Below are 20,897 nucleotides of genomic sequence, written 5' to 3' on the forward strand. Positions count from 1 at the left end.
CTCCGCGCGCCGCCGCCCCATCCGGCCGCGCGACCCCGAAAACCCAGTTTCAGCCGCCGGAGACCGTGCCATGGGCGACGTGGTCAACCTCAATCGCTTCCGCAAGACCCGTGAAAGGGCGGAACGCGCGAAGGAAGCCGAAGCGAATCGGGCTCGATTCGGCCGCACCAAGGCCGAGAAGGAACGCGATCGCAAAGAGGCCGAGCGACGCACTCAGACTTTGGACGGACATAGGCTTGACGACGAAAGCTGACCCGTTCGTCCCAAAGCACGGTAAAGACCCAGCTTTGCACTGGGAATAACCTCAGCGCTTTTGTTACTATTGGATACCCCAATAGTTCCCTATTGCGACTATCGGGCCGATCATGTGACAGTGCCTTCCAAGGGCGCCGGCGGGCGCATTCCTTGGCAGTTGGGGAGAGCCGTCACCATGGTCGACATGACGTCGTTTCGCGGATCCGTTCAAACGCCTCAAACCCAGACTCCTGCCCAAACTCCTGCCCAAACTCCTGCTTGGCTGCCGCCGATCCGGGAAGTTGAGACCGACCGCCCCTGGGTCTGGCTGGCGTCGGCCTGGCAGGACATGATGGCGGCCCCAACCATCAGCTTCGCCTATGGCGCGCTGGCGGTGATCTCCAGCTTCGTCCTCGTGGTCGGGCTTTCGATGCTGGACATGGAATACCTGCTGCTGCCGATGGCGGCCGGCTTCATGCTGGTCGGCCCGCTTCTGGCGGTCGGGCTCTATGAGACCAGCCGGCTGCTGGAACTCGGCGAACGGCCGAGCTTCGGCAAGGTGGCCGCGGTTTATCGCCGTAACGGGGTGCAGATCGCCGGGATCGGGTTGGTCCTGATGCTGGCGATGCTGGCATGGATCCGCATCGCCTTCCTGATCTTCGCCCTGTTCTTCTCGGGCGAGCCGCCGGCGCTGGACCATCTGGTCGACCGCATCTTCTTCTCGGCCGAGACCATCCCGTTCCTGCTGACCGGCACGCTGTTCGGCGGGGTCATCGCGACCGCGGTCTTCTCCATCGCCGTGGTGTCGATCCCGATGCTGCTGGACCGCGACACCGACGTCTTCACCGCGATGGCGACCAGCGTCGCCGTCGTGCGGGCGAATATCCGGCCGATGATCGCCTGGGGCTTCCTGATCGCCCTGTTCATGAGCGCCGGAATGGTCACCGCCTTCCTCGGTCTGGCGATCGCGCTGCCGGTGATCGGTCACGCCTCCTGGCATTGCTACCGCGATCTGGTCGGCCCGGGACGGTGAGCGCCGATAATCTGGAGGAAGCCCTCTCCCGCCCGCTGGGGAGGGCTTTTCCGTCAGCTTTTCTTGCAATCAGCCCTTCTTGAAGAACGCCTCCGCCGCCGATTTCTGCGCCTGCTTCGCCGCGATGGCTGCGCGGGCGCGTTCGATCTCCGCCTGCAGCGTGGCGATGTAGGCCTCGAGCTCAGCCACGCCCATCACGGTCAAATCCTTCGGCGCCGGCTTGGCCTTTCGCGGCTCCAGATCCTCGAAACGGTCGTCGATGGCCATGGCTTGGTTCCCTTCCCTGCCGCGTGTTTCGCCTTCGCCTTGTCAGGCCGGTCGGTCAAATCTACCTTTCGAGCCGGACAATTCCAATGCACCGGTGCCGGCAAACGCCTGCCCGATCACGGATAAGAAGGGAAGAACGCCATGGGACTCGCCTTGCCCGACAGCATGCGCTGCGTCGAGATCACTGAGCCCGGCGGGCCGGAGGTGCTGCGCCCCGCCCGCCGCCCCGCCCCGGTGCCGGGCCCCGGCGAGATCCTGGTGGAGGTCGCCGCCGCCGGCGTGAACCGTCCCGACACCCTGCAGCGCCAGGGCCGCTACGACCCGCCGCCGGGCGCCTCCGACCTGCCGGGGCTGGAACTGTCCGGCACGGTCATCGCCATCGGCGAGGGTGTGGAGAACTGGGCCAGCGGCGACAGGGTCTGCGCGCTCGTTGCCGGGGGCGGCTATGCCGAATACTGCACGGTGCCGGCGGTGCAGGCCCTGCCGGTGCCCGGATCGCTGTCGATGGTCGAGGCGGCGGCGGTGCCGGAAACCTTCTTCACCGTCTGGACCAACGTGTTCGAGCGCGGCGCCCTGAAGCGCGGCGAGACACTGCTGATCCATGGCGGGTCGAGCGGCATCGGCACCACGGCGATCCAGCTGGCGAAGGCCTTCGGCGCCACCGTCTTCACCACCGCCGGCAGCGACGACAAGTGCCGCGCCTGCGAACAGCTCGGCGCCGACCGGGCCATCAACTACAAGACCGAGGATTTCGTCGCCGTGATCCGCGAGGCGACCGGTGGACGCGGCGTCGACGTGGTGCTGGACATGGTCGGCGGCGACTACATCGCCCGCGACATCGACATCATGGCGGCGGACGGCCGCCACGTCTCCATCGCCTTCCTGCAGGGGGCGAAGGTGTCGCTGAACATGGCGCCGGTGATGACCAAGCGGCTGACGCTGACCGGGTCGACGCTGCGCGCGCGTCCGGTGGCGGAGAAGGGCCGCATTGCCGCCGCCCTGCGCGAGCATGTCTGGCCGCTGCTGGAATCCGGCAGCATCAAGCCGCAGATCCACTGCACCTTCCCGCTGGATGAAGCCGCCGAAGCCCATCGCCTGATGGAAAGCAGCACCCATATCGGCAAGATCGTGCTGACGGTCGGGCCGGACGCGGCCTGAGCCGCCGGCCTGGGCGGTCCGGGAGGCAAAACCGGACCGCATTTTGCGCTTTCTTTGCCGATGCGGCTCCGTCGCGCTTGCCTTGGGCTGCCAAGACGGGTTAGCAGAGGCGAGCGGGCGGCCGGGATTTCCCGGTGCGCCTGCGCAAGCATGCTTACGCGGACCGCGTATTCGCCCTATATCGTGGTGACGAGGATGGGGCGAACGCCCCGGTATCGCGGAACCGCTCTCGCGCCGCATAACCAGTTTGAACGACCGGCCGCACCACCCGCCAGCGGGTGCGGCCGGTGAAGAGTTGTCAGGAGGGATGATGGCACTGCCCTTGATGCCGAAAGCGACGGCCGTTTGGCTGGTCGAGAACACGTCCTTGTCCTTCGAGCAGATCGCCGCCTTCTGCGGCATGCATTCGCTGGAAGTCCAGGCCATCGCCGACGGCGAGGTCGCGGTCGGAATGGTGGGGCTCGACCCCATCGCCAACGGCCAGCTGACCAAGCATGAGATCGAGCGCTGCGAGAAGAACCATGATCTGCGCCTGAAGCTGCTGGTCGCCGACCTGCCGCAGGTCGCCTCCCGGTCCAAGGGCCCGCGCTATACCCCGATCACCAAGCGCGGCGACAAGCCCGACGCCATCGCCTGGCTGCTGAAGCATCATCCGGAACTGTCGGACGCCCAGGTCTGCCGGCTGATCGGCACCACCAAGCCGACCATCGCCGCGGTGCGCGACCGCACCCACTGGAACGTCGCCAACATCAAGCCGCGCAGCCCGGTCATGCTCGGCCTGTGCTCCGGCCGTGAGCTGGAGGAAGCGCTGGCGCTGGCCATCCGCCGGGGCGGCGTGCCCCGCGCGCCGGAGGATGCCGCCGAGGACTTCTACGGCGAGAACAACGGCGACGACCGCTATTCCGAACAGGAAGACGCCCACTGATGCCATCCCTCTCCCCTGGCGGGAAAGGGCATGAAGGTCTGCGATGACCGACCGCAACTCACCTCCGCCCCGGCTCGTCGTCGGCATCAGCGGCGCGTCGGGGGTGATCTACGGTATCCGCATGCTGGAGACGCTGCGGCGGATCGGCGTCGAATCGCATCTGGTCGTCAGCCGGTCCGCCGAAGTGACGCTGGCGCATGAGACCAGCATGAAGGTGGCGGAGCTGCGGGCGCTGGCCGACGTCAGTTATTCCGCCGCCGATATCGGGGCTGCGATCTCCAGCGGCAGCTTCCGCACGCTGGGAATGGTGGTCGCCCCCTGTTCGGTCCGCACGATGAGCGAGATCGCCAGCGGGGTCACCTCCACCCTGCTGACCCGCGCGGCGGACGTGGCGCTGAAGGAGCGGCGGCGGCTGGTTCTGATGGTGCGGGAGACGCCGCTGCATCTGGGCCATCTGCGCACCATGACCGCACTGGCGGAAATGGGTGCGGTGATCGCGCCGCCGGTCCCCGCCTTCTATGCGCGGCCGGAGAGCCTCGACGATCTGGTGGACCATTCGGTGGGACGGGTTCTGGACCTGTTCGGGCTGGATGCCGGAAATCTGCGCCGGTGGGGTGAGCGTCCGGCGGAGGGCTGACCCGCGCCGCGACGCCGCAACAGGCGGCTTGGACGGCGGCCACAATGCCGTTATACCGCTGTCAATGCGTAATGATGCGGAGCCGGCGCTTCCGCCGCCCGACAGTAACGGGGACAAGCCGACCATGCCCTTCAGCAGTCAACCGAGCGAGCCCATCCGCCAGCTTCTGGCCGGCATCAAGGCCTTCCGCGCCCGCTATTACGAACGCCGACCCGACAGCATGCGCCAGCTGGCGACCGAAGGGCAGCACCCGGAAGTTCTGCTGATCGGCTGTTCCGACAGCCGCGTCGACCCCGCCCTGCTGACCATGGCGGAACCCGGCGAGATGTTCGTCGTGCGCAACGTCGCCAACCTCGTCCCGCCCTATCAGCCCGACGGCGCCTATCACGGCACCTCGGCCGCCATCGAATATGCGGTCAAGTCGCTGCAGGTGAAGGAGATCATCGTGCTGGGCCACGCCCAGTGCGGCGGCATCCAGGGCCTGATCCGCTTGCGCGCCGGCCAGAAGTCGGACGACGATTTCGTGTCCCCCTGGGTGTCGATCGCCGGTTCCGCGCTCGACCCCTACGTCGGGCCGGAAGGCTCCGAACAGGCGCGGGCCGATGCGGAAAAGCTGCAGAACACCCCGGCGGTGATCGAACGGGCGGCGGTCCGCGCCTCGGTCGACAACCTGATGACCTTCCCCTTCGTGCGCGAGCGGGTGGAGGCCGGGACGCTGAACATCCATGGCTGGTGGTTCGACATCCAGTCCGGCGAGATGTGGGCGATCAACCCCGCCACCCGCCTGTTCCAGCCGGTCGAGTAAGCAAACCGCGCAAACGTGTACCCAAGGGCGAGGACGGGAATTTCCGGGCGCCCTACCCTGTTGTGAGCGAAGGAAAGTAGTTTTCCTCACTCCGACAAGAGGTAGGGAACGCCATGAAGACTGCACTTCCACTTGTGATCCTGGTCGCGGCTCCCCTCGCGCTGTCCGCCTGCAACCAAACCGGCAGCAGCGGCAGCGGCGGCGGTCTGTTCGGCAGCAGCGGCGGCGGCCTGTTCGGCTCGGGCAGCTCCGACTCGACCTATGCGCGCAACGGCCGCTGCGACGATCCGCGCTACAACACCTCCAACGGCGGCCGGGCCGAACCCGGTACGGACGATTACGACTGCTCGCGCTATGGCAACGGCTTGAAGCGCTGAACCGGAACCGCCAACTCGGCGGCCATGCTCCCGGCGACCGAATTCCAGTCGCGGGGAGCATGGCCGCCGGAACAGGCAACCCGAAGAAGCTGCAGCCCGGCGCCTCGAGGAGAGCGCGCAAGCCGGCCAGCCGGGGAGAGTACTGGTTGCCGCCGCGGCAACGGCACCAGTCCGGCCGGGCACCGTCGCCAATCGTCGCAAACGGTCACAGAATCGGACTTTTCCCCGGATTGTCTTGGGACTTACGCATCGCTATTGTCCGCGCCGTCTTCCAAGGAGCGGATCATGACCTCGCGCCCAGCCCGGGGCTTTTCCAGACGCGGCGCCTGCCGGTCCCGCGTTATCGCCGCCGCCGCTCTCATGGTCTCGCTCTGCATCGGCGGAACGGCTCCAGCGACCGCCAGCGAAGGCGCGAAGCCGAACGGCTGCCCGTGGGCGCAGGACATCACGCTGGAAATCAACGGCAAGACCCTGACCCTGAAGCAGGACGCCTTCACCGCCGCGACCTCCGAGCCGATCGAGATCGATCAGTTCAAGGTCTTTCCCCTGGTAGACCAGCTAAAACTGCGCATCATCGGCCCCAAGGGCCGCGAGTGGGAGGCGGCGCTGACCCGCCTGGTCAGCGGCAAGCGCTGCAGCGCCTTCTACGTCGGCAAACCCACCCTGGTATCGGACACGGTGCGCAATCCGAACGAGCTGATCCTGAACCGGTAGGACGCCGGGCGCAGCCGCTCAACGGCCGGCGAGAACCCCAGCCAACTCGTCCAGCGCCGGATCGCCGCCCGGCACCAGCAGCGCCATGTTGCGGGCCGCCGACTCCGCGCTGCCGCCCGGCCGCGGCATGAAGCCGGCGGCGGCGAAAAGCCGGTCCTGCTGGACACGCTCGGCCTCCAGCTCCGCGGCCTTCATGCGGCGGTAGAATCCGTCGTCCTCACCCTTGGCGCGGCGGCGCAGGGCCCGCAAGGGGCGCACGACCTCCTCCCGCCAGCCGGAAATCGCCGAATCGATGCGGGCAAGCTCGGCCTCGGAGAGGCGGACGCCGCACTCCAGCCCCGCCCAGGCGGCGAACAGCAGCATATTGACGTCCACGCCGCGCCGGTCCTGCAGGAACAGGCAAAGGGCCGGAACCCCCGGCCGCCCGTAGACGGCCAGGGAGAAGTCCCAGAACGGGTTCACCGTCCCGCTCAATCGCCGAAGCTGATGTTCAGGCCGCGGGCGGTCTTGACCAGCGCCCCGTCCAGCTCGACGCAGGAGTAATGCTCGATCGCCTCGGTTATCGGCACGTCGATGACGCTGCGATTCGACCAGGCGACCATGCGGTTGAACTTGCCCTCCGCGATCAGGTCGACGGCATGGACACCGAAGGCGGAGGCGATCAGCCGGTCGCGCGGGCTGGGCATGCTGCCGCGCTGGACATGGCCCAGAACGGTGACGCGTGTCTCGGCACCGGTGGCGTCGGAGATCTTCTCGCCGATATAGTCGCCGATGCCGCCATAGCGCTTCTCGCCGCCCTGCAGCACCTTCTTGACCCCGGTGCCCTCCAGCGTCTTCACCGCCTCCGACACCACGACAAGGGCGAAGTTGCGGCCCGAGCTGCGGACCTCCTGGATCTTCGCCGCGATGTTCTCGATGGTGTAGGGGATTTCCGGGATCAGGATCACGTCGGCCCCGCCGGCGATGCCGGCCGCCAGGGCGATATGGCCGGCGTCGCGGCCCATCACCTCCAGCACCATGACGCGGTGGTGGCTGGCGGCGGTGGGCTGCAGGCGGTCGAGCGCCTCCACCGCCACGGCGACGGCGGTGTCGTAGCCGACCGACACCTCGGTCTTGCCCAGGTCGTTGTCGATGGTCTTGGGCACGCCCACCATCGGGAAGCCGCCCTTCTGTGCAAGCTTGTGCAGGATGGCGAAGCTTCCGTCGCCGCCGATGCCGATCAGGGCGTCCAGGCCGAGTTCGCGGTATCCGCCGATGATCTCGTCCGAGCGGTCCTTCAGCGTGCCGTCGGGCATCGGATAGGCAAAGGGATCGCCGCGGTTGGTCGTGCCCAGGATGGTGCCGCCCTGACGCATCATGTGGCCGTCGACGGAGCTCAGGTCGAGCGTCTGGTATTGCACCGGGCGCTGCAGCAGGCCCTGGGTGCCTTCCTTGATGCCCAGCACCTGCCAGCCATAGCCGGTGGCGCGGTGGACCACCGCACGGATGACGGCGTTCAGTCCGGCGCAGTCGCCGCCGCTGGTCAGGATGCCGATGCGCTTGCCGGCTTTCGTTGGGGCAGTCATTGAGGGGTTCCCGTCCCGTTCGCCTGTTTGTTGAAATGGAGGACCATGTTACCGGAACAGACATTTCCCGCAATCATTGCCCGCATCCGCAAAGGTGGGATGGCTCGGCCGGAGGGTCGGCGCGTTCCTCATGCCAAACGACAAAACCGGTGGTTTGACCGTGCCGTTCCGTGCGAAATCTGGTATAGTCCAGCCCGCCCAGCCAAGGGCCACCCGCAAGAGCACCCCCGAACCACCCGGGGCAACGGCCACTTCCCACGGGCGCGATGAACGAGCAAGAGATTTTGAAGGAAAAGCTGGCGAGCTTGCGCAGCGAGCACCGCGACCTGGACGATGTCATCGCCCGGCTCGCCGAACGCGCGCCCTACGACCAGCTGCAGATGCAGCGTCTGAAGAAGCGCAAGCTGATGCTGAAGGACCAGATCACGGTCCTGGAAAGCCGGCTTCTGCCGGATATCATTGCTTAGAGGGAATTGGGCTTAGAGGAAATTGGGCTTAGAGGGAATTGGCCGAACGCAGGACGCGACTACGGGCGTCGTCCCCGCGAAGGCGGGGAGACGGCCATGGTCACGAGGCGGATCCTTCACCCTTTCTTCGGCACCGTGAAGAACTGGATGCCCATCTGGAAGCTGCGGGCGATGTTCTCCGCCTTGCCGATCAGGAAGTTTGCGCCTTCGGGCGGGAAAAGTTCGTGGGCGGTCTCGCGGAACAGGCCGAGCCAGCGTTCGAAATGCTTCGGCTCCAGCCCCAGCGAGATGTGGACCGGCATCGGGCGCCCGTCATAGCGCTGGGTCAGCAGGGCGATGGACGACCAGAAATCCATCATCTTGCGCAGATGCGGTTCCCAATCGGTGATGGCCCGGCCGAAGATGGGCCCCAGCACCTCATCCTTCATGATCTTGCCATAGAAGGTCCGCACGAGCGTCTCGATCGACGCCTCGTCGATGCCGACGGCTGCCATCCGTTCCTGCGCCATTGCGGTGCGGATATCGCGGTGCTCGTTGCGCTGGTCGTCGCTGGGAACGGTGTCGGTCATGCGGCGGGTCCGGTCCGAAATTGCCTAGGGTCTATCCTGATCATATAGCACGGCACCATAGGTGGAACCATGTGCCGCCGGAAGGGCCGGGATGTCGCAGAGAAGGGGCGGATTCGCCATGCGGTCTGCCATGGAACGGCGCCGGCTCTGGACAGCGGCCCGACTCCACCTATAATGCGCCGCTTTCCGGACCTTTAGGGAAGCGCCAAGCTGTGTCCGCCGAACACTCTCCGAACAGCGCCGTTCCGGCCAACGACATCGCGGCCGACGGCGTTCTGCCGCTGGTCGGCATCATCATGGGCAGCCAGTCGGACTGGACCACCATGAAGCACGCCGCCGACACCCTCGCCGCGCTGGGCATCCCGCACGAGGTCCGCATTGTTTCCGCCCACCGCACGCCCCATCGGCTGGTCGAGTATGCCACCACCGCCAAGGCGCGCGGGTTGAAGGTGGTGATCGCCGGCGCCGGCGGGGCCGCCCATCTGCCGGGCATGGCCGCGTCGATGACGCCGCTGCCGGTCTTCGGCGTTCCGGTCGAAAGCCACGCGCTGAAGGGCATGGACAGCCTGCTGTCGATCGTGCAGATGCCGGGCGGCGTCCCGGTCGGCACGCTGGCCATCGGCAAGGCCGGCGCCATCAACGCCGCCCTGCTGGCCGGCTCGGTCATCGCGCTGATGGACCCGGCGGTGGCCGAGGCGCTGGACGGCTGGCGCGCGCGCCAGACCGCGGCGGTTGCCGACGTCCCCGTCGATGATCCGACCTGACAGCGAGAAGGCCGCAACGCCATGACCGGCAATCAAAGGGGCGCCGCCCTGCCCCGTCTCGCCCCCGGTTCCACCATCGGCATGCTGGGTGCCGGGCAGCTCGGCCGGATGACGGCGCTGGCCGCCGCCCGGCTGGGCTACAAGACCCATGTCTATGCTCCCGATGCGGCGGACAGCCCGGCGGCGCAGGTCAGCGCCGCGGCGACCGTCGCCGGTTGGGACGATCTGGACGCGCTCGAACGTTTCGCCCGCTCCGTCGACGTGGTGACGCTGGAGTGGGAGAATGTCCCCGTGGCGACGGCGGAGCATCTGCGCCGCTTCACCAACCTGCATCCCGGCCCCGGCGTGCTGTCGGTGGCGCAGGACCGCATCGCGGAAAAGAGCTTCGTCAACCGGCTGGGCATCGCGACCGCGCCTTGGCGCGCCGCGAACGGTGCCGACGAGGTCGCCCGTGCGGTGGCGGAGATCGGACCGCGCTGCGTCCTGAAATCCACCCGTCTCGGCTATGACGGCAAGGGGCAGGCGCGGCTGGAGGCCGGCAGCGACCCGGCGGCGGCGTGGAGCGCCATCGGCGGCGGAAAGCCCGGCGTCGAGGGCATCGTCGAGGGCTTCGTAACCTTCGCCTGCGAGGTATCGGTGATCGTCGCCCGCGGCGCCGACAGCGCGATGGTCGCCTATCCGGCGGTGGAGAACCGGCACAAGGACGGCATCCTCGACGTCACCGTCGCCCCCGCCTCCCCCGACAGGGTTTCGGCGGCGACGGCGGCGGAAGCGGACCGCATCGCCCGGCGCATCGCCGAAGCGCTGGACCTCGTCGGCGTCCTGGCGGTGGAGATGTTCGTCACCGCCGACGGCGCGGTCCTCGTCAACGAGATGGCGCCTCGCCCGCACAATTCCGGCCACTGGACCATGGATGCCTGCGCCACCTGCCAGTTCGAGCAGCTGGTGCGCGCGGTCTGCGGCCTGCCGTTGGGGTCGGTGGAGCGCGTCGCCGATGCCGAGATGACCAACCTGATCGGCGACGACGTGTTGCGCTGGCCGGAGCTCCTGGCGGAACCCGGCGCCCGCCTGCATCTGTACGGCAAGGCGGAAGCCCGACCGGGCCGGAAGATGGGCCATGTCAACCGGCTGTTCCCGCGCCGCTGATACCGCCGCCACCTGATCAGGCCAAGGCCCCGCGACCGCATGGTCGGCGGGGCCTTTTTGTTTGCATGTCCAAGGAGCAGCAAATCGCCGCCCAGGCCGGATGATATGCACGCCAAGGATGTCACAAATTGTCGCGTCTCCACCCACCGAAGGTCATCGGCCGCCGCGGCGCTTTCAACCCATGTCGACATTGGTTACTCTAAGTCACATTCACGCCGAAACTATCTAAACTTTGATGCAATTTGCAACCGCATGACGACACCCCTGGCGCAGGACACTGTAGGACGCACCACCCCGGTGATCGGCCCGGTCGGGAACCCGGCGGCCGGCACCCTCGGGCCGCGCCGGCCTCAGTCGAGCCGTGACCGGGACCGCTTCGTCGGATTCGCCTTCGCCGCCGCCGATCTGCTGATCGAGACGGATGCGCTGGGCAACATCCTGTTTTCCGCCGGCGCCCGCTGCCGCCTGACCAAGGGCGAGGTCGGCGGTCTGGTGGGCACCAACCTGATGGAGGTGGTGGCTCCCGGCGACCGCAAATACGTCCATGTCCTGTTCGAACGCATCCGGGAGAAGGCGCGGATCAAGCCGTCGCGCGTTCTGTTCCAGGCCTGCGACGGGCAGCAGTTCCCGGCCCTTCTGGGCGGCTGCCGGCTCGATTCCTGTCCGGGGTCGCTGTTCCTGACCGTTCTGCTGACGGTGCCGCCGCGAACCGGCTCCGCCGGACCTGCGATGCAGGGCGAGCTGCTCGACCAGACCGGCTTCGCCGGCATCCTGGAGGAGCGGCTCCTCGCGGCCCGCGAGAGGGGGGCGGACCAGGGGCTGACGCTGCTGCTGGTCGAAGGGCTGCAGGCAATGGTCGAGGCCATGCCGGAGGGCGCGGCGGCCGAGGTGCGCGACGGCATCGATGCCTATCTTCGCGGCATCTCCACCGACGGCGACAGCGCGGGCCAGTTGGGCGGCGACCGCTACGGCATCGTCCATGCCGCGGACATCGACGGGCGCGAGGTGCAGTGCCACATCGCCCAGATCATCGAGGCGGCGGGCGGCGCCCTGCCCGGCGGCATCCGATCCTGGACCCTCGACATGGCCGACGACCGGCTGGACCCCGCCGACGCCGCCCGCGCCCTGGTCTATACCGTGCAGGCCTTCGCGGCCGCCCAGGGCGGCGAGTTCACCATCTCCAGCCTGGAGGACGGGGCGAACCGCCTGATGGCCGGTGCGGTGGAGCGGATCGGACAGCTGCGCGCCACCATCGACAACCGCGATTTCATCGTCGTCTTTCAGCCCATTGTCGACATCGCCACCGGCGCCGTCCACCACCTGGAGGCGCTGACCCGCGTGGATGGGGCGAGTTCGCCGGCCGACTTCATCACCTTCGCCGAGGATGTCGGACTGATCTATGATTTCGACCTGCTGCTGACCCGGACGGTGCTCGACACGCTGAAGGAGTTCCGCAAGGAGCCGAAGCTGCCGGACGTGGCGATCAACCTGTCGGCCAAGACGCTGATGAGCCCGATCTTCCTCAAGCAGTTCCAGTCGGTCGTCGCCCCCTATGGCGATCTGGCCGCGAAGCTTCTGATCGAGGTGACGGAAACCGTGGTCGTCACCGACATCGCCAAACTGAACGGCGTGTTGCAGAAGCTGCGCGAGGTCGGGTTCCGCATCTGTCTCGACGATGTCGGGGCGGGATCGACCAGCTTCCAGTCGCTCTACGGCATCCAGGCCGACTATGCCAAGATCGACGGAAAGTTCGTCCGCGGCGCGGCCGACAACCCGCGCGACATGGCGATGCTACGCTCCATGGTGGACGTCTGCCGCCAATTGGGGCTGAAGCTGATCGGCGAGCAGGTGGAGGAAACAGTTCACGCGGAACTGCTGACCAATCTCGGCGTGTCTTTGGCCCAGGGTTTTCTGTTCAGCCGGCCGTCGCGCGATTTCGCCTACTTCGCCAAGGACTGGTCGCGGGTGCGCAGCGGCGGCAGGATCCTGCTGAAAGGGTGACTTCCTGAAAGGGTGACTTCGGCGGTCATTGGCGACGACCGCCGAAGGCCGCACCGGCAGAGTGGTGCCTCAGGCCGGGAGCGGAAGCCGGCAACCGGGGCCGCTGTCCAGAATGTCCATTCCCGCGATGCTGTGGATCTGTTCGAGACGGCGGCGGGCGGCGTCCAGAAGTTCCCGGTTGCGGGCGCGCATATCGTTGCCGGTATAGCCGTCGCGCAGCCGCATACGACGCAGCAGATCTTCCGCCTGATCCAGCGATTTCATGATGCTTACCGCAGTATTGGCGTCCATCGTCATCCTCATCTTCCCGTAACCGCCCCTGAAGTTCGCGGCTGTATCCGTTACGACGGGTGAAACAGTAATCACCTCAACTTGCGGGCGGATAGAGGATATTTGGTCGCACGCCGGGAAAATGCCTGGCATTTTACGCGTTGTTATTTATCTATCGACTCGTTTTTCTTCAACCATTCGGCCTGGATGCGGATCACCTTCTCGGTGGCGGAAAACGCCTGACGGCGGGTAAGAACCACGATGACGTAGCTGCTCGCCGCGATAAGAGCAATCGGCCCGATCATCCAGGCGAGCGCCGCCAGCGCGAAGTAATAGGCGCGCATGCCGCCGTTGAGCGCGGTGATGGCCAAAGTCAAAGCCTCGCTTATGGTCTCTGCGATGGCCTTGCGGTCCTCGGGGCGGACCGGCGGCATCGGGGCCGAGCCGATCAGGGCGCAGCAGTAATTGTACTGGCGCAGCGCCCAGGTGAACTTGAAGAAGCCGAAGGTGAAGACCACCACCATCAGCAGCATCTTGATCTCGAACAGCTGATGCGAGGTCTGGACGGTGAAGGACAGGTTCGACACCAGTTCCTGCGCCCGCTCCGCCGCGCCGAAGGTTCCGATCAGGCCGGCCAGCACCAGAATGTTGGTGGAGGCGAAGAAGGTGCAGCTATGCATGGTGTGGCCGACCAGCTGCGAATCCATGATGCGGTTATCGCGTTCCAGCATCCGCTCAATCCAATGGCGGCGCACGATCTTCAGATGCTGGTTCACCACGTTGCGGCCGGACAGCAGATGATCCTGGATGACGGTGAAGCCGACCCAGGAACCGACGAACCAGACGAAGGCGATGATGTCGAGCGTGGTGGCGTCGGGCGGCATGATGGCGGCATCGCGTCAGGTGGCGGACAGCCCGCACCGTGTACGCCCGCAGCGCCCGGGTGTCCATTGGAGGATGACGGGACTCATGAAGTCTGCGTCACCCCTCCCCCGGCCCGCGGCTCTGCACCGCTTTCAGCACATGGACGCGGATCGCGCTGGACAGGTTGCCGGTGCGCGTCTGGTCGATTTCCTCGATCAGGGCATTCACCGACAGGCCGCGCGCCTGGGCCACCGACTTCAGGGTGTCCCAAAACTCCTCTTCAAGGGAAACACTGGTGGGATGGCCGGCAATCAGGACCGAACGCTTCTTCATGGTCACGCACGCATCGGGTTTGCAGGATGGGGGTGGTCAGAGGAAGGCCGGAACGGCCGGGATGGTCACCCCCACCCTAACCCCAAGCTTAACGAGGACCAACCATCCGTTCGGGGCGAACCCATTGATCGAATTGCTCATCCGTCAGATGTCCAAGTTCCCGCCCTGCCTCCTTTAGACTGGTCCCTTCCTTGTGGGCCTTCTTGGCGATCTGCGCCGCCTTGTCATAGCCGATGTGCGGGTTCAGCGCGGTCACCAGCATCAGGCTGTCGGACACCAGCCGGGCGATGCGCTCGCGGTTGGCTTCGATTCCGACGACGCAATTGTCGGTGAAGCTCATCGCCGCGTCGGTCAGCAGGCGGATCGATTGCAGGACGTTGTAGGCGATCACCGGCTTGAACACGTTCAACTCGAAATGACCGGTGGCGCCGGCCACGGTGACCGTGGTGTGGTTGCCCATCACCTGGGCGCAGACCATGGTCATCGCCTCCGACTGGGTCGGGTTGACCTTGCCGGGCATGATGGAGGAACCGGGCTCGTTCTCCGGCAGCGACAGCTCGCCGATTCCCGAGCGCGGGCCGGAGCCCAGAAGCCGGATGTCGTTGGCGATCTTCATCAGCGACACCGCCAGCGTGTTCAGATGGCCGTGGACGTCGACCAGCGAGTCATGGGTCGCCAGCGCCTCGAACTTGTTCTCCGCTGTGACGAAGGGAAGGCCGGTGAAGGCCGCCACCTCGTCCGCGAATGCTTCGGCGAAGCCCGGCTGGGCGTTCAGACCGGTGCCGACGGCCGTGCCGCCCTGGGCCAGCCGGTAGAGCTGCGGCAGCGATCCCTTCACCCGGCCGATGCCATAGGACACCTGCGCCGCATAGCCGGAGAATTCCTGCCCAAGGGTGAGGGGCGTCGCGTCCTGCAGATGGGTGCGGCCGATCTTGACGATGTCCTGGAAGGCGTCGGCCTTCGCGTCCAGCGCCGTGCGCAGATGCTCCAGAGCCGGAATCAGGCCGCGGACGATCTCTTCGGCCGCCGCGATGTGCATGGCGGTGGGGAAGCTGTCGTTGGACGACTGCCCCATGTTGACGTGATCGTTGGGGTGGATCGGCGTCTTCGACCCCATGGTGCCGCCCAGCTGCTCTATGGCGCGGTTGGCGATCACCTCGTTGGCGTTCATGTTGGTCTGGGTGCCGGAGCCGGTCTGCCAGACCACCAACGGGAAGTGATCGGCCAGCCGACCATCGATCACCTCGTCGGCCGCTGCCATGATGGCCGCTCCCATCTGAGGGTCGAGAACGCCCAGCTTCATGTTGGCCGCCGCCGCCGCGCGCTTCTGGATGCCCAGCGCGCGGATCAGCGGGGCCGGCATACGCTCCCCGCCGATGCGGAAATTCTGGAGTGAACGCTGGGTCTGCGCGCCCCAGTAACGGTCGGCCGGAACTTCGATGGGGCCGAAGCTGTCGGTTTCGGTGCGGACGCCGCTCATTGCTGGACCTTTCATGATCGCCGCTTTTGGTCACGGGTGGGACGGGTTGCAATCGCCACCGCCCCGCCTGATCTTTGAGGCGATGGCCCCTTCGGCAAGGGGACGCCAAGGGCATGGCAAGCATGAGCGTGAGCGACTCGGCAGAATTCCTCGATCTTTCCCCGAATTTGTTCTTGTTACGTTCGCATTTCTTCCGTACGCTTTCTTCGTGAACCGTAAGGCCGGCGTGAAGTTGGCCATCAAAGCGAATGGGGAACGGAATGGACGATCTTGCACCGGACCATGTCCGCGCGTTCATCGCCAGGACGCGCGTCGCGGAGATGAAGAGCCGCGGCTGGCGTGTTCTCGGCCCGGGGGAGGAAGGCTCCCTCCTGATGGAAGGACCGATGCTCGCCAGTCGGGCGGCGGCGCTCGACGCGCCGATCGGCGGATTGTTCGACGATCTTGTCGCCCGTGCGCTGGAACGCGCCGACGCCCGCGACCGTATGGATGCGCGGCGCGCCGCCTGATGTCATCCACTCCGGCACGAACTTGCGTTTACCCATTGATCCGACTGTGGGTTTTCGGAACTTCCACAGTCGGAACGGAGTTGATCGAACCGGCCCGCACCCGCCCGTTCATCTGCCGACAATTTGATTAGCCGCGGAAGCATCAGCATTTTCAGTGGGTTGCGCCTATCCTATCAGGCTGCGGAGAATGCACCCTTTGGTAGTTCCTCCCTCCAATTCCCCGAGCGCTCCAAGAAACCGGACATCGTGTTGCGTGTTGTTCATCTGACACGGCACGCGACGGGACATCCGAGAGGTATCGAAAGCCGCAGGTTTCAGGCTGCTTTCCAAGCATTCGAGGTACTTCTTTGGGATAAATGCAGACCATTGCCAAAGATAGGAAGTACCCCCGAAGATACGACCTGCTGCATAGCCCTGTTAGGAAGTCCTTAACCGGCTCGATGGCTTCATAAGCGCATCGGGAACGCTCAGGCCAAGGGAGATTTACATGATCGGCGCCGTCAACTCGAAGAAGATCAACGCGTCCTCTGCGGCTCACATCGCGCTTCTCGATCAGTTCATTCGCTTGACCCAAGACACCATCGTGGAACAGGACGACGCTTTCGTTCGCGACAGCCTTGCCGATTTGCTGTCCGACCTGCGCAGCGAACGGGCCGACTATGCCGAGATCATCGGCGCGTCCGCACTGAACCGCGCCGCTTGATCCCCGGTCATTCGGGACGTTCCGTCCATCCGGACGGTCAGGCCCCCGCGTCCCCTTCCGCCGCCAGCGCCGACAGCGCGTCGCCGGTCAGCCGATAGGGAAGCCATTCCTTCATCTGGCGGAAACCAACCCGGTCGTAGAAGCCACGGGCCGGGTTCCAGTCCAGGACACTCAGATCCACACGGCGGTAGCCGCGCTCCACGGCGCGCTGGGCCACCGCGGCCAGCAGCTTGCGCCCGACGCCATGACGGCGGGCATCCGGCGTGACGTAGAGATCCTCGACATACAGGCCGGGCCGCCCTTCCCAGGTGGAAAAATTCCGAAAGGTCAGCGCGAACCCGACCGGCGCACCGTCCAGTTCCGCAATCAGCGCCTCGAACACCGGCTGTTCTCCCCAGCCGTCCCGGCGGAAATCCTCTTCCGTGGCCTTGACCGCGTCGGCCTCGCGCTCGAACTCGGCCAGTTCACGGACGAACCGCAGGATGGTGGCGCAATCCGCCTCGACGGCGGAGCGGATGGTGACGGTCGGCATCGGCGGCAGGTTTCCCGGTTGCGATAAGGAAAAGGGAGCGGACCATAGCCCGCTCCCCGTCTTTCCGCATCCCCATAGCTGCGGCTCCCTGGCCCGCGGCCGGAAGGTCGGCCGGGGAAGCTCAGTCGTCGCCGCCGCCCTTCAGGTCCAGGATGCTGCGCAGTTCCTGCACGCGCCGTTCGGCGCTGTGTTCGGACAGCACCCGCTTGCGCGCCCGCCGGCCGAGGTCTGTCAGGTGGTTGCGCGGCAGCATCATCGCGGTGGTCACGTCGTCGGTTTGCGCCGCGACCAGGATCTCCCGGCCAGGCTCGAAGAAACTGTCCAGCCCCTCCCAGTGGTCGGCGACGATGGCGGCGCCGCAGGCGGCGGCCAGGAACAGCCGGTCGGACGGGCACCAACCGATCCGGCGCTCGTCATCGCGCGCCAGCGTCAGCGCCAGACTGGCGGAAGCCAGGACATTGGCATGCTCGGCCGGGTCGAGTTCCGGGAAGGTCAGGATGTTGGAAGCGCGCGGCACCCCGTCCGGCAGGTCGGTGCCGACCAGCGCGAAGCGCCGCCGGGTCAACCGCTGCGCCGGGTCGATGAAGAATCTGCCCAACCCCTCGCGAATGCCGTCGGGGCCGTCGACGATGCAGCAGAGGTCGCCCAGATACTCCCGCTTGAAGTCGCCGGGCTTGTCGGCCTCCGGCACGATCCAGGGATAGAGCGGCACCACCGCCTCCGCACCCGCCTTGGCCCGGTAACGTTCCAGCGCCGGCCCGCCGCAGGAGGCAAGGACCATGTCGAAGCCGCCCAGCCCGTCCGCCGGCAGATGGCCCACCGTCTCCCCGGCCTCCAGCGCCGTCAGGCTGACCGGAGCCTCAGGATCGTAGAGCGCGCGGCGCACGGCCTTGGAGTTGCGGACGAGATTGGCCGCGGCGCGGGCGTCCGACCCATGCGCCAGCACCAGCGCCACCCCGGCATCGTCGGCCTGCGCCGCCGCGTCCACCGCCACGGCGTCCCAGTCGGCGTAGGACAGCACGTCGCCGCCGGGAATGGTCCAGGGGATCGCCGCGTCGGGGCCGGTGCGTTCGACCGCGACCACGCGATGGCCGCGGATCGCCAGCGCCTGGATCAGCGCTCGCCACCGCAGCATGCGGCCGCCGTCGTGGCGATACCCGTTGGTCAAGCCGAAGATCACGATTTTCATGGCGTCGGCACCTTTGGCATTCCGTGGCAGAAGGCGGGCCCCTCGTCGAAGCGGCAGCCGGTCAGTCCGGCTGATCGGGGCGGGCTCCGGACTATGCTCCGGGTACCGCTTCCCACCGCGAAAGCGGTCCCAAAGGACGAAGACCCGCCGGGCGAGGGCCGCGAAAGTGTGGATACTGAAAGTGATATGGACCGCGCCGTCCCGCGTGCAAGCGCGCCGGCGGACCGGCAGCGATGCAAACGGCGGCATAGGCCCTCGCGGCGGTGAATTGTCGGTTGAGCGACAGGGCCGGGCGTCCTAGGGTCGCTCTCCGCCCTTCCCCTCCCATTACGGCCGAGCGCATGCGACTTCCGTTCCGTCATCCCGCCCGCCTCCTTCTCGCCACCCTGCTGATGGCCGGTTGCCAGAGCACCGGCGCCACCGCCCCGGTTGCGGGCACCCCGACAGCCACCGGAGTGTCGGCGCCGTCCGCAGTCCAGGCGCAGGCCGACGTTCAGCAATCCGTCTCCTTCGCCGAATGGCTGGCGGCATTGCGCGCCGAGGCGCTGTCGCAGGGCATCCGTCCGCAGACCTTCGACCGCGCCTTCCAGCGCGTGAAGCTGTCCGACCGCGTGGTGGAACTCGATTCGTCCCAACCCGAATTCACCCGGCAAGTGTGGCAGTATTTGGACAGCGCCGTGAATGAAAAGCGCGTCCAGGACGGCCGGCGGAGGTTGCAGGAGCATGCGGCGTTGCTTTCCCGCATCACCCGCCGCACCGGCGTTCCGGGGGAAATCCTGGTCGCCTTCTGGGGCGTGGAATCCGATTTCGGCAAAACGACCGGCAACTTCTCCGTCATCGACGCCCTGACGACGCTGGCATTCGAAGGCCGCCGCGCCGCCTATTTCCGCTCGGAATTGCTGGCGGCGTTGCGGATCCTCGATTCAGGCGACATCGCGCCGGAGCGGATGACCGGCTCCTGGGCCGGGGCCATGGGTCAGACCCAGTTCATGCCGACCGTCTTCCTGCGCAACGCGGTGGACGAGGACGGCGACGGTCACCGTGACATCTGGGGCAGCCTGCCGGACGTGCTGGCCTCCACCGCCAAATTCGTTCTCGCCAATGGCTGGAAGCAGGGCGAGCCCTGGGGCCATGAGGTCCGGCTTCCCGACGGCTTTCCCTATGAACAGGCCGAGTTGAGCATCACCAAGCCGCTGTCGGAATGGCGCCGGCTGGGCGTGGTGCCGCTGGACGGAACCGAGTTGGCGGGCGACGCCCCGGCGGCGGTCCTGGTGCTTGCGGGTCATCGCGGCCCGGCCTTCCTGGTGCGCGCCAATTTCCGCGCGATCATGCGCTACAACCCGTCCACCAGCTATTCGCTGGCCGTCGCCCTGCTGGCCGACCGCATGACCGGCAAGCCCGGCGTCCAGGGCAGCTGGCCGCGCGAGGAGCAGTCGCTGAGCCGGGACGAGCGCATCGACCTGCAGCAGCGGCTGGCCTCGCTGGGCATGGAGCCGGGCGCGGCGGACGGCATCGTGGGAGCGAACACGCGCAGCGCGGTGCGCCGCTTCCAGGCGTCGATCGGGGAGATCCCGGACGGCTTCGCCACCAAGGCGCTGCTGGAGCGGCTGCGGCAGCGGTCATAAGGGGCGTGGGAGGGGGGAAGCCCTTACGAGTGCTTCACCCCCTCCACCATCCCGCCGCGCACCAGCCCCCACGCCGCCGGCAGCAGCATCGCCGCCACGCCGGCGCCGACCAGCGCGTCGGGGGCGCCGTCCAGCAGAATCCAGCTCGCCGCCAGCCCGACCAGCCCGGCGGCCAACGGCAGCACTTCCTTACGGGAGCACAGCCAAATCGCCCGCAGGGTCAGCGTGCCGCGCCGGCCGGCGAACAGCAGGGTCGCAGCCGTCACCGTCACGCCGATGGCAAACAGCAGGGCAAGGCTGGCGAGCGGCACGTCGGGCAACGCCATGCCTGCGATGCTGCGTCCGGCTACGACCACCAGCGCCACCGCGGCAATCGCCAGCACCGCCCCCTGGACGGCCGACAGCCGCACACGCCATTCCGGGGAACGGCCCATACCGGCCAGCGCCACCCCATTGGTCGCCGCGTGGTTCAGCACCAGCAGCCCCGCCGCCCACAGGGATACCGCCTGCGTCGCATCGGCGGCGGCAAGCAGCAGGGCACCGAGCAGCCCGTTCACCACCATCGACATCCGCATGGTGTGCTTCAGGTCGCCCGACCCGCCGGTCGGCCGGGGCGAACCGCCGCCGCCACAGGAACCGCCACAGCATCCGCCGTCCATCGTACCGCCCTTTCACCAACGACCAGGAAGCCGGATCATAGGAACGCTGCGGCGGCCAGTCCATACGAATT

General features: G+C 66.9%; 26 protein-coding genes. 15 read left to right on the plus strand and 11 right to left on the minus strand.

Features of this window, described 5'->3' with window-relative positions; genetic code table 11:
• The first annotated feature begins 70 nt into the window (after positions 1-70).
• Together DM194_RS05445 and DM194_RS05450 are read left to right on the plus strand one after the other, a co-directional pair.
• Positions 71-253 carry a DUF4169 family protein gene (locus tag DM194_RS05445; protein WP_111066292.1) on the plus strand — a complete coding sequence of 61 codons (183 nt, stop codon included), beginning with the start codon at positions 71-73 and terminating at the stop codon, positions 251-253.
• Positions 254-583: 330 nt separating this feature from the next.
• Positions 584-1,267: a DUF2189 domain-containing protein gene (locus DM194_RS05450; RefSeq protein WP_246024298.1), complete on the plus strand. Its 684-nt coding sequence runs from the start codon at positions 584-586 to the stop codon at positions 1,265-1,267.
• A gap of 69 nt (positions 1,268-1,336) precedes the next feature.
• Here the strand turns inward: DM194_RS05450 and DM194_RS05455 are convergent, their stop codons facing one another.
• The gene (locus DM194_RS05455; protein WP_111066294.1) at positions 1,337-1,534 is read right to left on the minus strand and encodes a DUF1192 family protein; all 198 of its coding nucleotides are present in this window, start codon (positions 1,532-1,534) and stop codon (positions 1,337-1,339) included.
• Between the two features lie 141 nt (positions 1,535-1,675).
• On the opposite strand from DM194_RS05455, the gene DM194_RS05460 reads away from it, so the two are divergent.
• The 6 genes from DM194_RS05460 to DM194_RS05485 all read left to right on the plus strand — a co-directional run bounded on the left by DM194_RS05460 (position 1,676) and on the right by DM194_RS05485 (position 6,150).
• On the plus strand, positions 1,676-2,692 hold the full coding sequence (locus tag DM194_RS05460) for an NAD(P)H-quinone oxidoreductase (RefSeq protein WP_111066295.1): 1,017 nt from the start codon (positions 1,676-1,678) through the stop codon (positions 2,690-2,692).
• A gap of 310 nt (positions 2,693-3,002) precedes the next feature.
• The gene (locus tag DM194_RS05465) at positions 3,003-3,617 is read left to right on the plus strand and encodes a DUF1013 domain-containing protein (RefSeq protein WP_111067771.1); all 615 of its coding nucleotides are present in this window, start codon (positions 3,003-3,005) and stop codon (positions 3,615-3,617) included.
• Between the two features lie 43 nt (positions 3,618-3,660).
• Positions 3,661-4,254, plus strand: a complete 594-nt coding sequence (locus tag DM194_RS05470; RefSeq protein ID WP_111066296.1) for a UbiX family flavin prenyltransferase — start codon at positions 3,661-3,663, stop codon at positions 4,252-4,254.
• A gap of 124 nt (positions 4,255-4,378) precedes the next feature.
• On the plus strand, positions 4,379-5,059 hold the full coding sequence (locus DM194_RS05475) for a carbonic anhydrase (RefSeq protein WP_111066297.1): 681 nt from the start codon (positions 4,379-4,381) through the stop codon (positions 5,057-5,059).
• Positions 5,060-5,172: 113 nt separating this feature from the next.
• Positions 5,173-5,436 (plus strand): hypothetical protein, encoded by a 264-nt coding sequence (locus tag DM194_RS05480; RefSeq protein ID WP_162629964.1) that lies wholly within the window; start codon positions 5,173-5,175, stop codon positions 5,434-5,436.
• Positions 5,437-5,721: 285 nt separating this feature from the next.
• Entirely contained in the window at positions 5,722-6,150 is a 429-nt protein-coding gene (locus DM194_RS05485) for a hypothetical protein (protein WP_111066299.1), read from the plus strand.
• 18 nt (positions 6,151-6,168) lie between these two features.
• On the opposite strand, the gene DM194_RS05490 is transcribed toward DM194_RS05485, so the two are convergent.
• Positions 6,169-6,612, minus strand: coding sequence for a TIGR02444 family protein (locus DM194_RS05490; protein WP_246024299.1), 444 nt, complete (start codon positions 6,610-6,612; stop codon positions 6,169-6,171).
• Positions 6,613-6,620: 8 nt separating this feature from the next.
• Positions 6,621-7,715 (minus strand): ATP-dependent 6-phosphofructokinase, encoded by a 1,095-nt coding sequence (locus tag DM194_RS05495; protein ID WP_111066301.1) that lies wholly within the window; start codon positions 7,713-7,715, stop codon positions 6,621-6,623.
• 266 nt (positions 7,716-7,981) lie between these two features.
• Between DM194_RS05495 and DM194_RS05500 the strand changes: the two genes are divergently transcribed.
• The gene (locus tag DM194_RS05500) at positions 7,982-8,182 is read left to right on the plus strand and encodes a YdcH family protein (RefSeq protein ID WP_111066302.1); all 201 of its coding nucleotides are present in this window, start codon (positions 7,982-7,984) and stop codon (positions 8,180-8,182) included.
• A 116-nt stretch (positions 8,183-8,298) separates the two neighbouring features.
• Here DM194_RS05500 and DM194_RS05505 read toward each other — a convergent pair whose 3' ends face one another.
• A complete protein-coding gene (locus DM194_RS05505; protein WP_246024300.1) occupies positions 8,299-8,751 on the minus strand; it encodes a group III truncated hemoglobin in 453 nt (150 codons plus the stop codon).
• Between the two features lie 212 nt (positions 8,752-8,963).
• Here DM194_RS05505 and purE point away from each other — a divergent pair, with 212 nt between their 5' ends.
• The 3 genes from purE to DM194_RS05520 all read left to right on the plus strand — a co-directional run bounded on the left by purE (position 8,964) and on the right by DM194_RS05520 (position 12,662).
• On the plus strand, positions 8,964-9,515 hold the full coding sequence (purE, locus tag DM194_RS05510) for a 5-(carboxyamino)imidazole ribonucleotide mutase (protein ID WP_111066303.1): 552 nt from the start codon (positions 8,964-8,966) through the stop codon (positions 9,513-9,515).
• Between the two features lie 21 nt (positions 9,516-9,536).
• Positions 9,537-10,661, plus strand: a complete 1,125-nt coding sequence (locus DM194_RS05515) for a 5-(carboxyamino)imidazole ribonucleotide synthase (RefSeq protein ID WP_111066304.1) — start codon at positions 9,537-9,539, stop codon at positions 10,659-10,661.
• Positions 10,662-10,913: 252 nt separating this feature from the next.
• Positions 10,914-12,662, plus strand: a complete 1,749-nt coding sequence (locus DM194_RS05520; RefSeq protein WP_111066305.1) for an EAL domain-containing protein — start codon at positions 10,914-10,916, stop codon at positions 12,660-12,662.
• Between the two features lie 69 nt (positions 12,663-12,731).
• Here DM194_RS05520 and DM194_RS05525 read toward each other — a convergent pair whose 3' ends face one another.
• From DM194_RS05525 to fumC, 4 genes are all read right to left on the minus strand, one after another.
• The gene (locus DM194_RS05525; RefSeq protein ID WP_111066306.1) at positions 12,732-12,959 is read right to left on the minus strand and encodes a hypothetical protein; all 228 of its coding nucleotides are present in this window, start codon (positions 12,957-12,959) and stop codon (positions 12,732-12,734) included.
• 137 nt (positions 12,960-13,096) lie between these two features.
• Positions 13,097-13,816, minus strand: a complete 720-nt coding sequence (locus DM194_RS05530) for a DUF599 domain-containing protein (protein WP_111066307.1) — start codon at positions 13,814-13,816, stop codon at positions 13,097-13,099.
• Between the two features lie 97 nt (positions 13,817-13,913).
• Positions 13,914-14,129: a ribbon-helix-helix domain-containing protein gene (locus DM194_RS05535; protein WP_111066308.1), complete on the minus strand. Its 216-nt coding sequence runs from the start codon at positions 14,127-14,129 to the stop codon at positions 13,914-13,916.
• An 88-nt stretch (positions 14,130-14,217) separates the two neighbouring features.
• Positions 14,218-15,609 carry a class II fumarate hydratase gene (fumC, locus tag DM194_RS05540; protein WP_111066309.1) on the minus strand — a complete coding sequence of 464 codons (1,392 nt, stop codon included), beginning with the start codon at positions 15,607-15,609 and terminating at the stop codon, positions 14,218-14,220.
• Positions 15,610-15,869: 260 nt separating this feature from the next.
• On the opposite strand from fumC, the gene DM194_RS05545 reads away from it, so the two are divergent.
• Positions 15,870-16,118, plus strand: a complete 249-nt coding sequence (locus tag DM194_RS05545) for a hypothetical protein (RefSeq protein WP_111066310.1) — start codon at positions 15,870-15,872, stop codon at positions 16,116-16,118.
• A 487-nt stretch (positions 16,119-16,605) separates the two neighbouring features.
• A complete protein-coding gene (locus DM194_RS05550) occupies positions 16,606-16,821 on the plus strand; it encodes a hypothetical protein (protein WP_111066311.1) in 216 nt (71 codons plus the stop codon).
• Positions 16,822-16,858: 37 nt separating this feature from the next.
• On the opposite strand, the gene DM194_RS05555 is transcribed toward DM194_RS05550, so the two are convergent.
• Both DM194_RS05555 and DM194_RS05560 read right to left on the minus strand, forming a co-directional pair.
• Positions 16,859-17,353: a GNAT family N-acetyltransferase gene (locus tag DM194_RS05555; RefSeq protein WP_111066312.1), complete on the minus strand. Its 495-nt coding sequence runs from the start codon at positions 17,351-17,353 to the stop codon at positions 16,859-16,861.
• Positions 17,354-17,474: 121 nt separating this feature from the next.
• Positions 17,475-18,542, minus strand: a complete 1,068-nt coding sequence (locus DM194_RS05560) for a glycosyltransferase family protein (protein WP_111066313.1) — start codon at positions 18,540-18,542, stop codon at positions 17,475-17,477.
• Between the two features lie 341 nt (positions 18,543-18,883).
• Between DM194_RS05560 and DM194_RS05565 the strand changes: the two genes are divergently transcribed.
• A complete protein-coding gene (locus DM194_RS05565) occupies positions 18,884-20,167 on the plus strand; it encodes a lytic murein transglycosylase (protein ID WP_111066314.1) in 1,284 nt (427 codons plus the stop codon).
• A gap of 23 nt (positions 20,168-20,190) precedes the next feature.
• Here the strand turns inward: DM194_RS05565 and DM194_RS05570 are convergent, their stop codons facing one another.
• Complete coding sequence (locus DM194_RS05570) at positions 20,191-20,826, minus strand: hypothetical protein (protein ID WP_111066315.1); 636 nt, start codon at positions 20,824-20,826, stop codon at positions 20,191-20,193.
• Between the last annotated feature and the right edge of the window lie 71 nt (positions 20,827-20,897).

The organism is Azospirillum ramasamyi, from assembly GCF_003233655.1.
Classification (GTDB): Bacteria; Pseudomonadota; Alphaproteobacteria; order Azospirillales; family Azospirillaceae; genus Azospirillum; species Azospirillum ramasamyi.

Coding starts and splice junctions, on each gene's coding strand:
- DM194_RS05445 (WP_111066292.1), top strand. CDS start 71: ATGGGCGACGTGGTCAACCTCAATCGCTTCCGCAAGACCCGTGAAAGG.
- DM194_RS05450 (WP_246024298.1), top strand. CDS start 584: ATGATGGCGGCCCCAACCATCAGCTTCGCCTATGGCGCGCTGGCGGTG.
- DM194_RS05455 (WP_111066294.1), bottom strand. CDS start 1,534: ATGGCCATCGACGACCGTTTCGAGGATCTGGAGCCGCGAAAGGCCAAG.
- DM194_RS05460 (WP_111066295.1), top strand. CDS start 1,676: ATGGGACTCGCCTTGCCCGACAGCATGCGCTGCGTCGAGATCACTGAG.
- DM194_RS05465 (WP_111067771.1), top strand. CDS start 3,003: ATGGCACTGCCCTTGATGCCGAAAGCGACGGCCGTTTGGCTGGTCGAG.
- DM194_RS05470 (WP_111066296.1), top strand. CDS start 3,661: ATGACCGACCGCAACTCACCTCCGCCCCGGCTCGTCGTCGGCATCAGC.
- DM194_RS05475 (WP_111066297.1), top strand. CDS start 4,379: ATGCCCTTCAGCAGTCAACCGAGCGAGCCCATCCGCCAGCTTCTGGCC.
- DM194_RS05480 (WP_162629964.1), top strand. CDS start 5,173: ATGAAGACTGCACTTCCACTTGTGATCCTGGTCGCGGCTCCCCTCGCG.
- DM194_RS05485 (WP_111066299.1), top strand. CDS start 5,722: ATGACCTCGCGCCCAGCCCGGGGCTTTTCCAGACGCGGCGCCTGCCGG.
- DM194_RS05495 (WP_111066301.1), bottom strand. CDS start 7,715: ATGACTGCCCCAACGAAAGCCGGCAAGCGCATCGGCATCCTGACCAGC.
- DM194_RS05500 (WP_111066302.1), top strand. CDS start 7,982: ATGAACGAGCAAGAGATTTTGAAGGAAAAGCTGGCGAGCTTGCGCAGC.
- DM194_RS05505 (WP_246024300.1), bottom strand. CDS start 8,751: ATGACCGACACCGTTCCCAGCGACGACCAGCGCAACGAGCACCGCGAT.
- DM194_RS05515 (WP_111066304.1), top strand. CDS start 9,537: ATGACCGGCAATCAAAGGGGCGCCGCCCTGCCCCGTCTCGCCCCCGGT.
- DM194_RS05520 (WP_111066305.1), top strand. CDS start 10,914: ATGACGACACCCCTGGCGCAGGACACTGTAGGACGCACCACCCCGGTG.
- DM194_RS05525 (WP_111066306.1), bottom strand. CDS start 12,959: ATGACGATGGACGCCAATACTGCGGTAAGCATCATGAAATCGCTGGAT.
- DM194_RS05530 (WP_111066307.1), bottom strand. CDS start 13,816: ATGCCGCCCGACGCCACCACGCTCGACATCATCGCCTTCGTCTGGTTC.
- DM194_RS05535 (WP_111066308.1), bottom strand. CDS start 14,129: ATGAAGAAGCGTTCGGTCCTGATTGCCGGCCATCCCACCAGTGTTTCC.
- fumC (WP_111066309.1), bottom strand. CDS start 15,609: ATGAGCGGCGTCCGCACCGAAACCGACAGCTTCGGCCCCATCGAAGTT.
- DM194_RS05545 (WP_111066310.1), top strand. CDS start 15,870: ATGGACGATCTTGCACCGGACCATGTCCGCGCGTTCATCGCCAGGACG.
- DM194_RS05550 (WP_111066311.1), top strand. CDS start 16,606: ATGATCGGCGCCGTCAACTCGAAGAAGATCAACGCGTCCTCTGCGGCT.
- DM194_RS05555 (WP_111066312.1), bottom strand. CDS start 17,353: ATGCCGACCGTCACCATCCGCTCCGCCGTCGAGGCGGATTGCGCCACC.
- DM194_RS05560 (WP_111066313.1), bottom strand. CDS start 18,542: ATGAAAATCGTGATCTTCGGCTTGACCAACGGGTATCGCCACGACGGC.
- DM194_RS05565 (WP_111066314.1), top strand. CDS start 18,884: ATGCGACTTCCGTTCCGTCATCCCGCCCGCCTCCTTCTCGCCACCCTG.
- DM194_RS05570 (WP_111066315.1), bottom strand. CDS start 20,826: ATGGACGGCGGATGCTGTGGCGGTTCCTGTGGCGGCGGCGGTTCGCCC.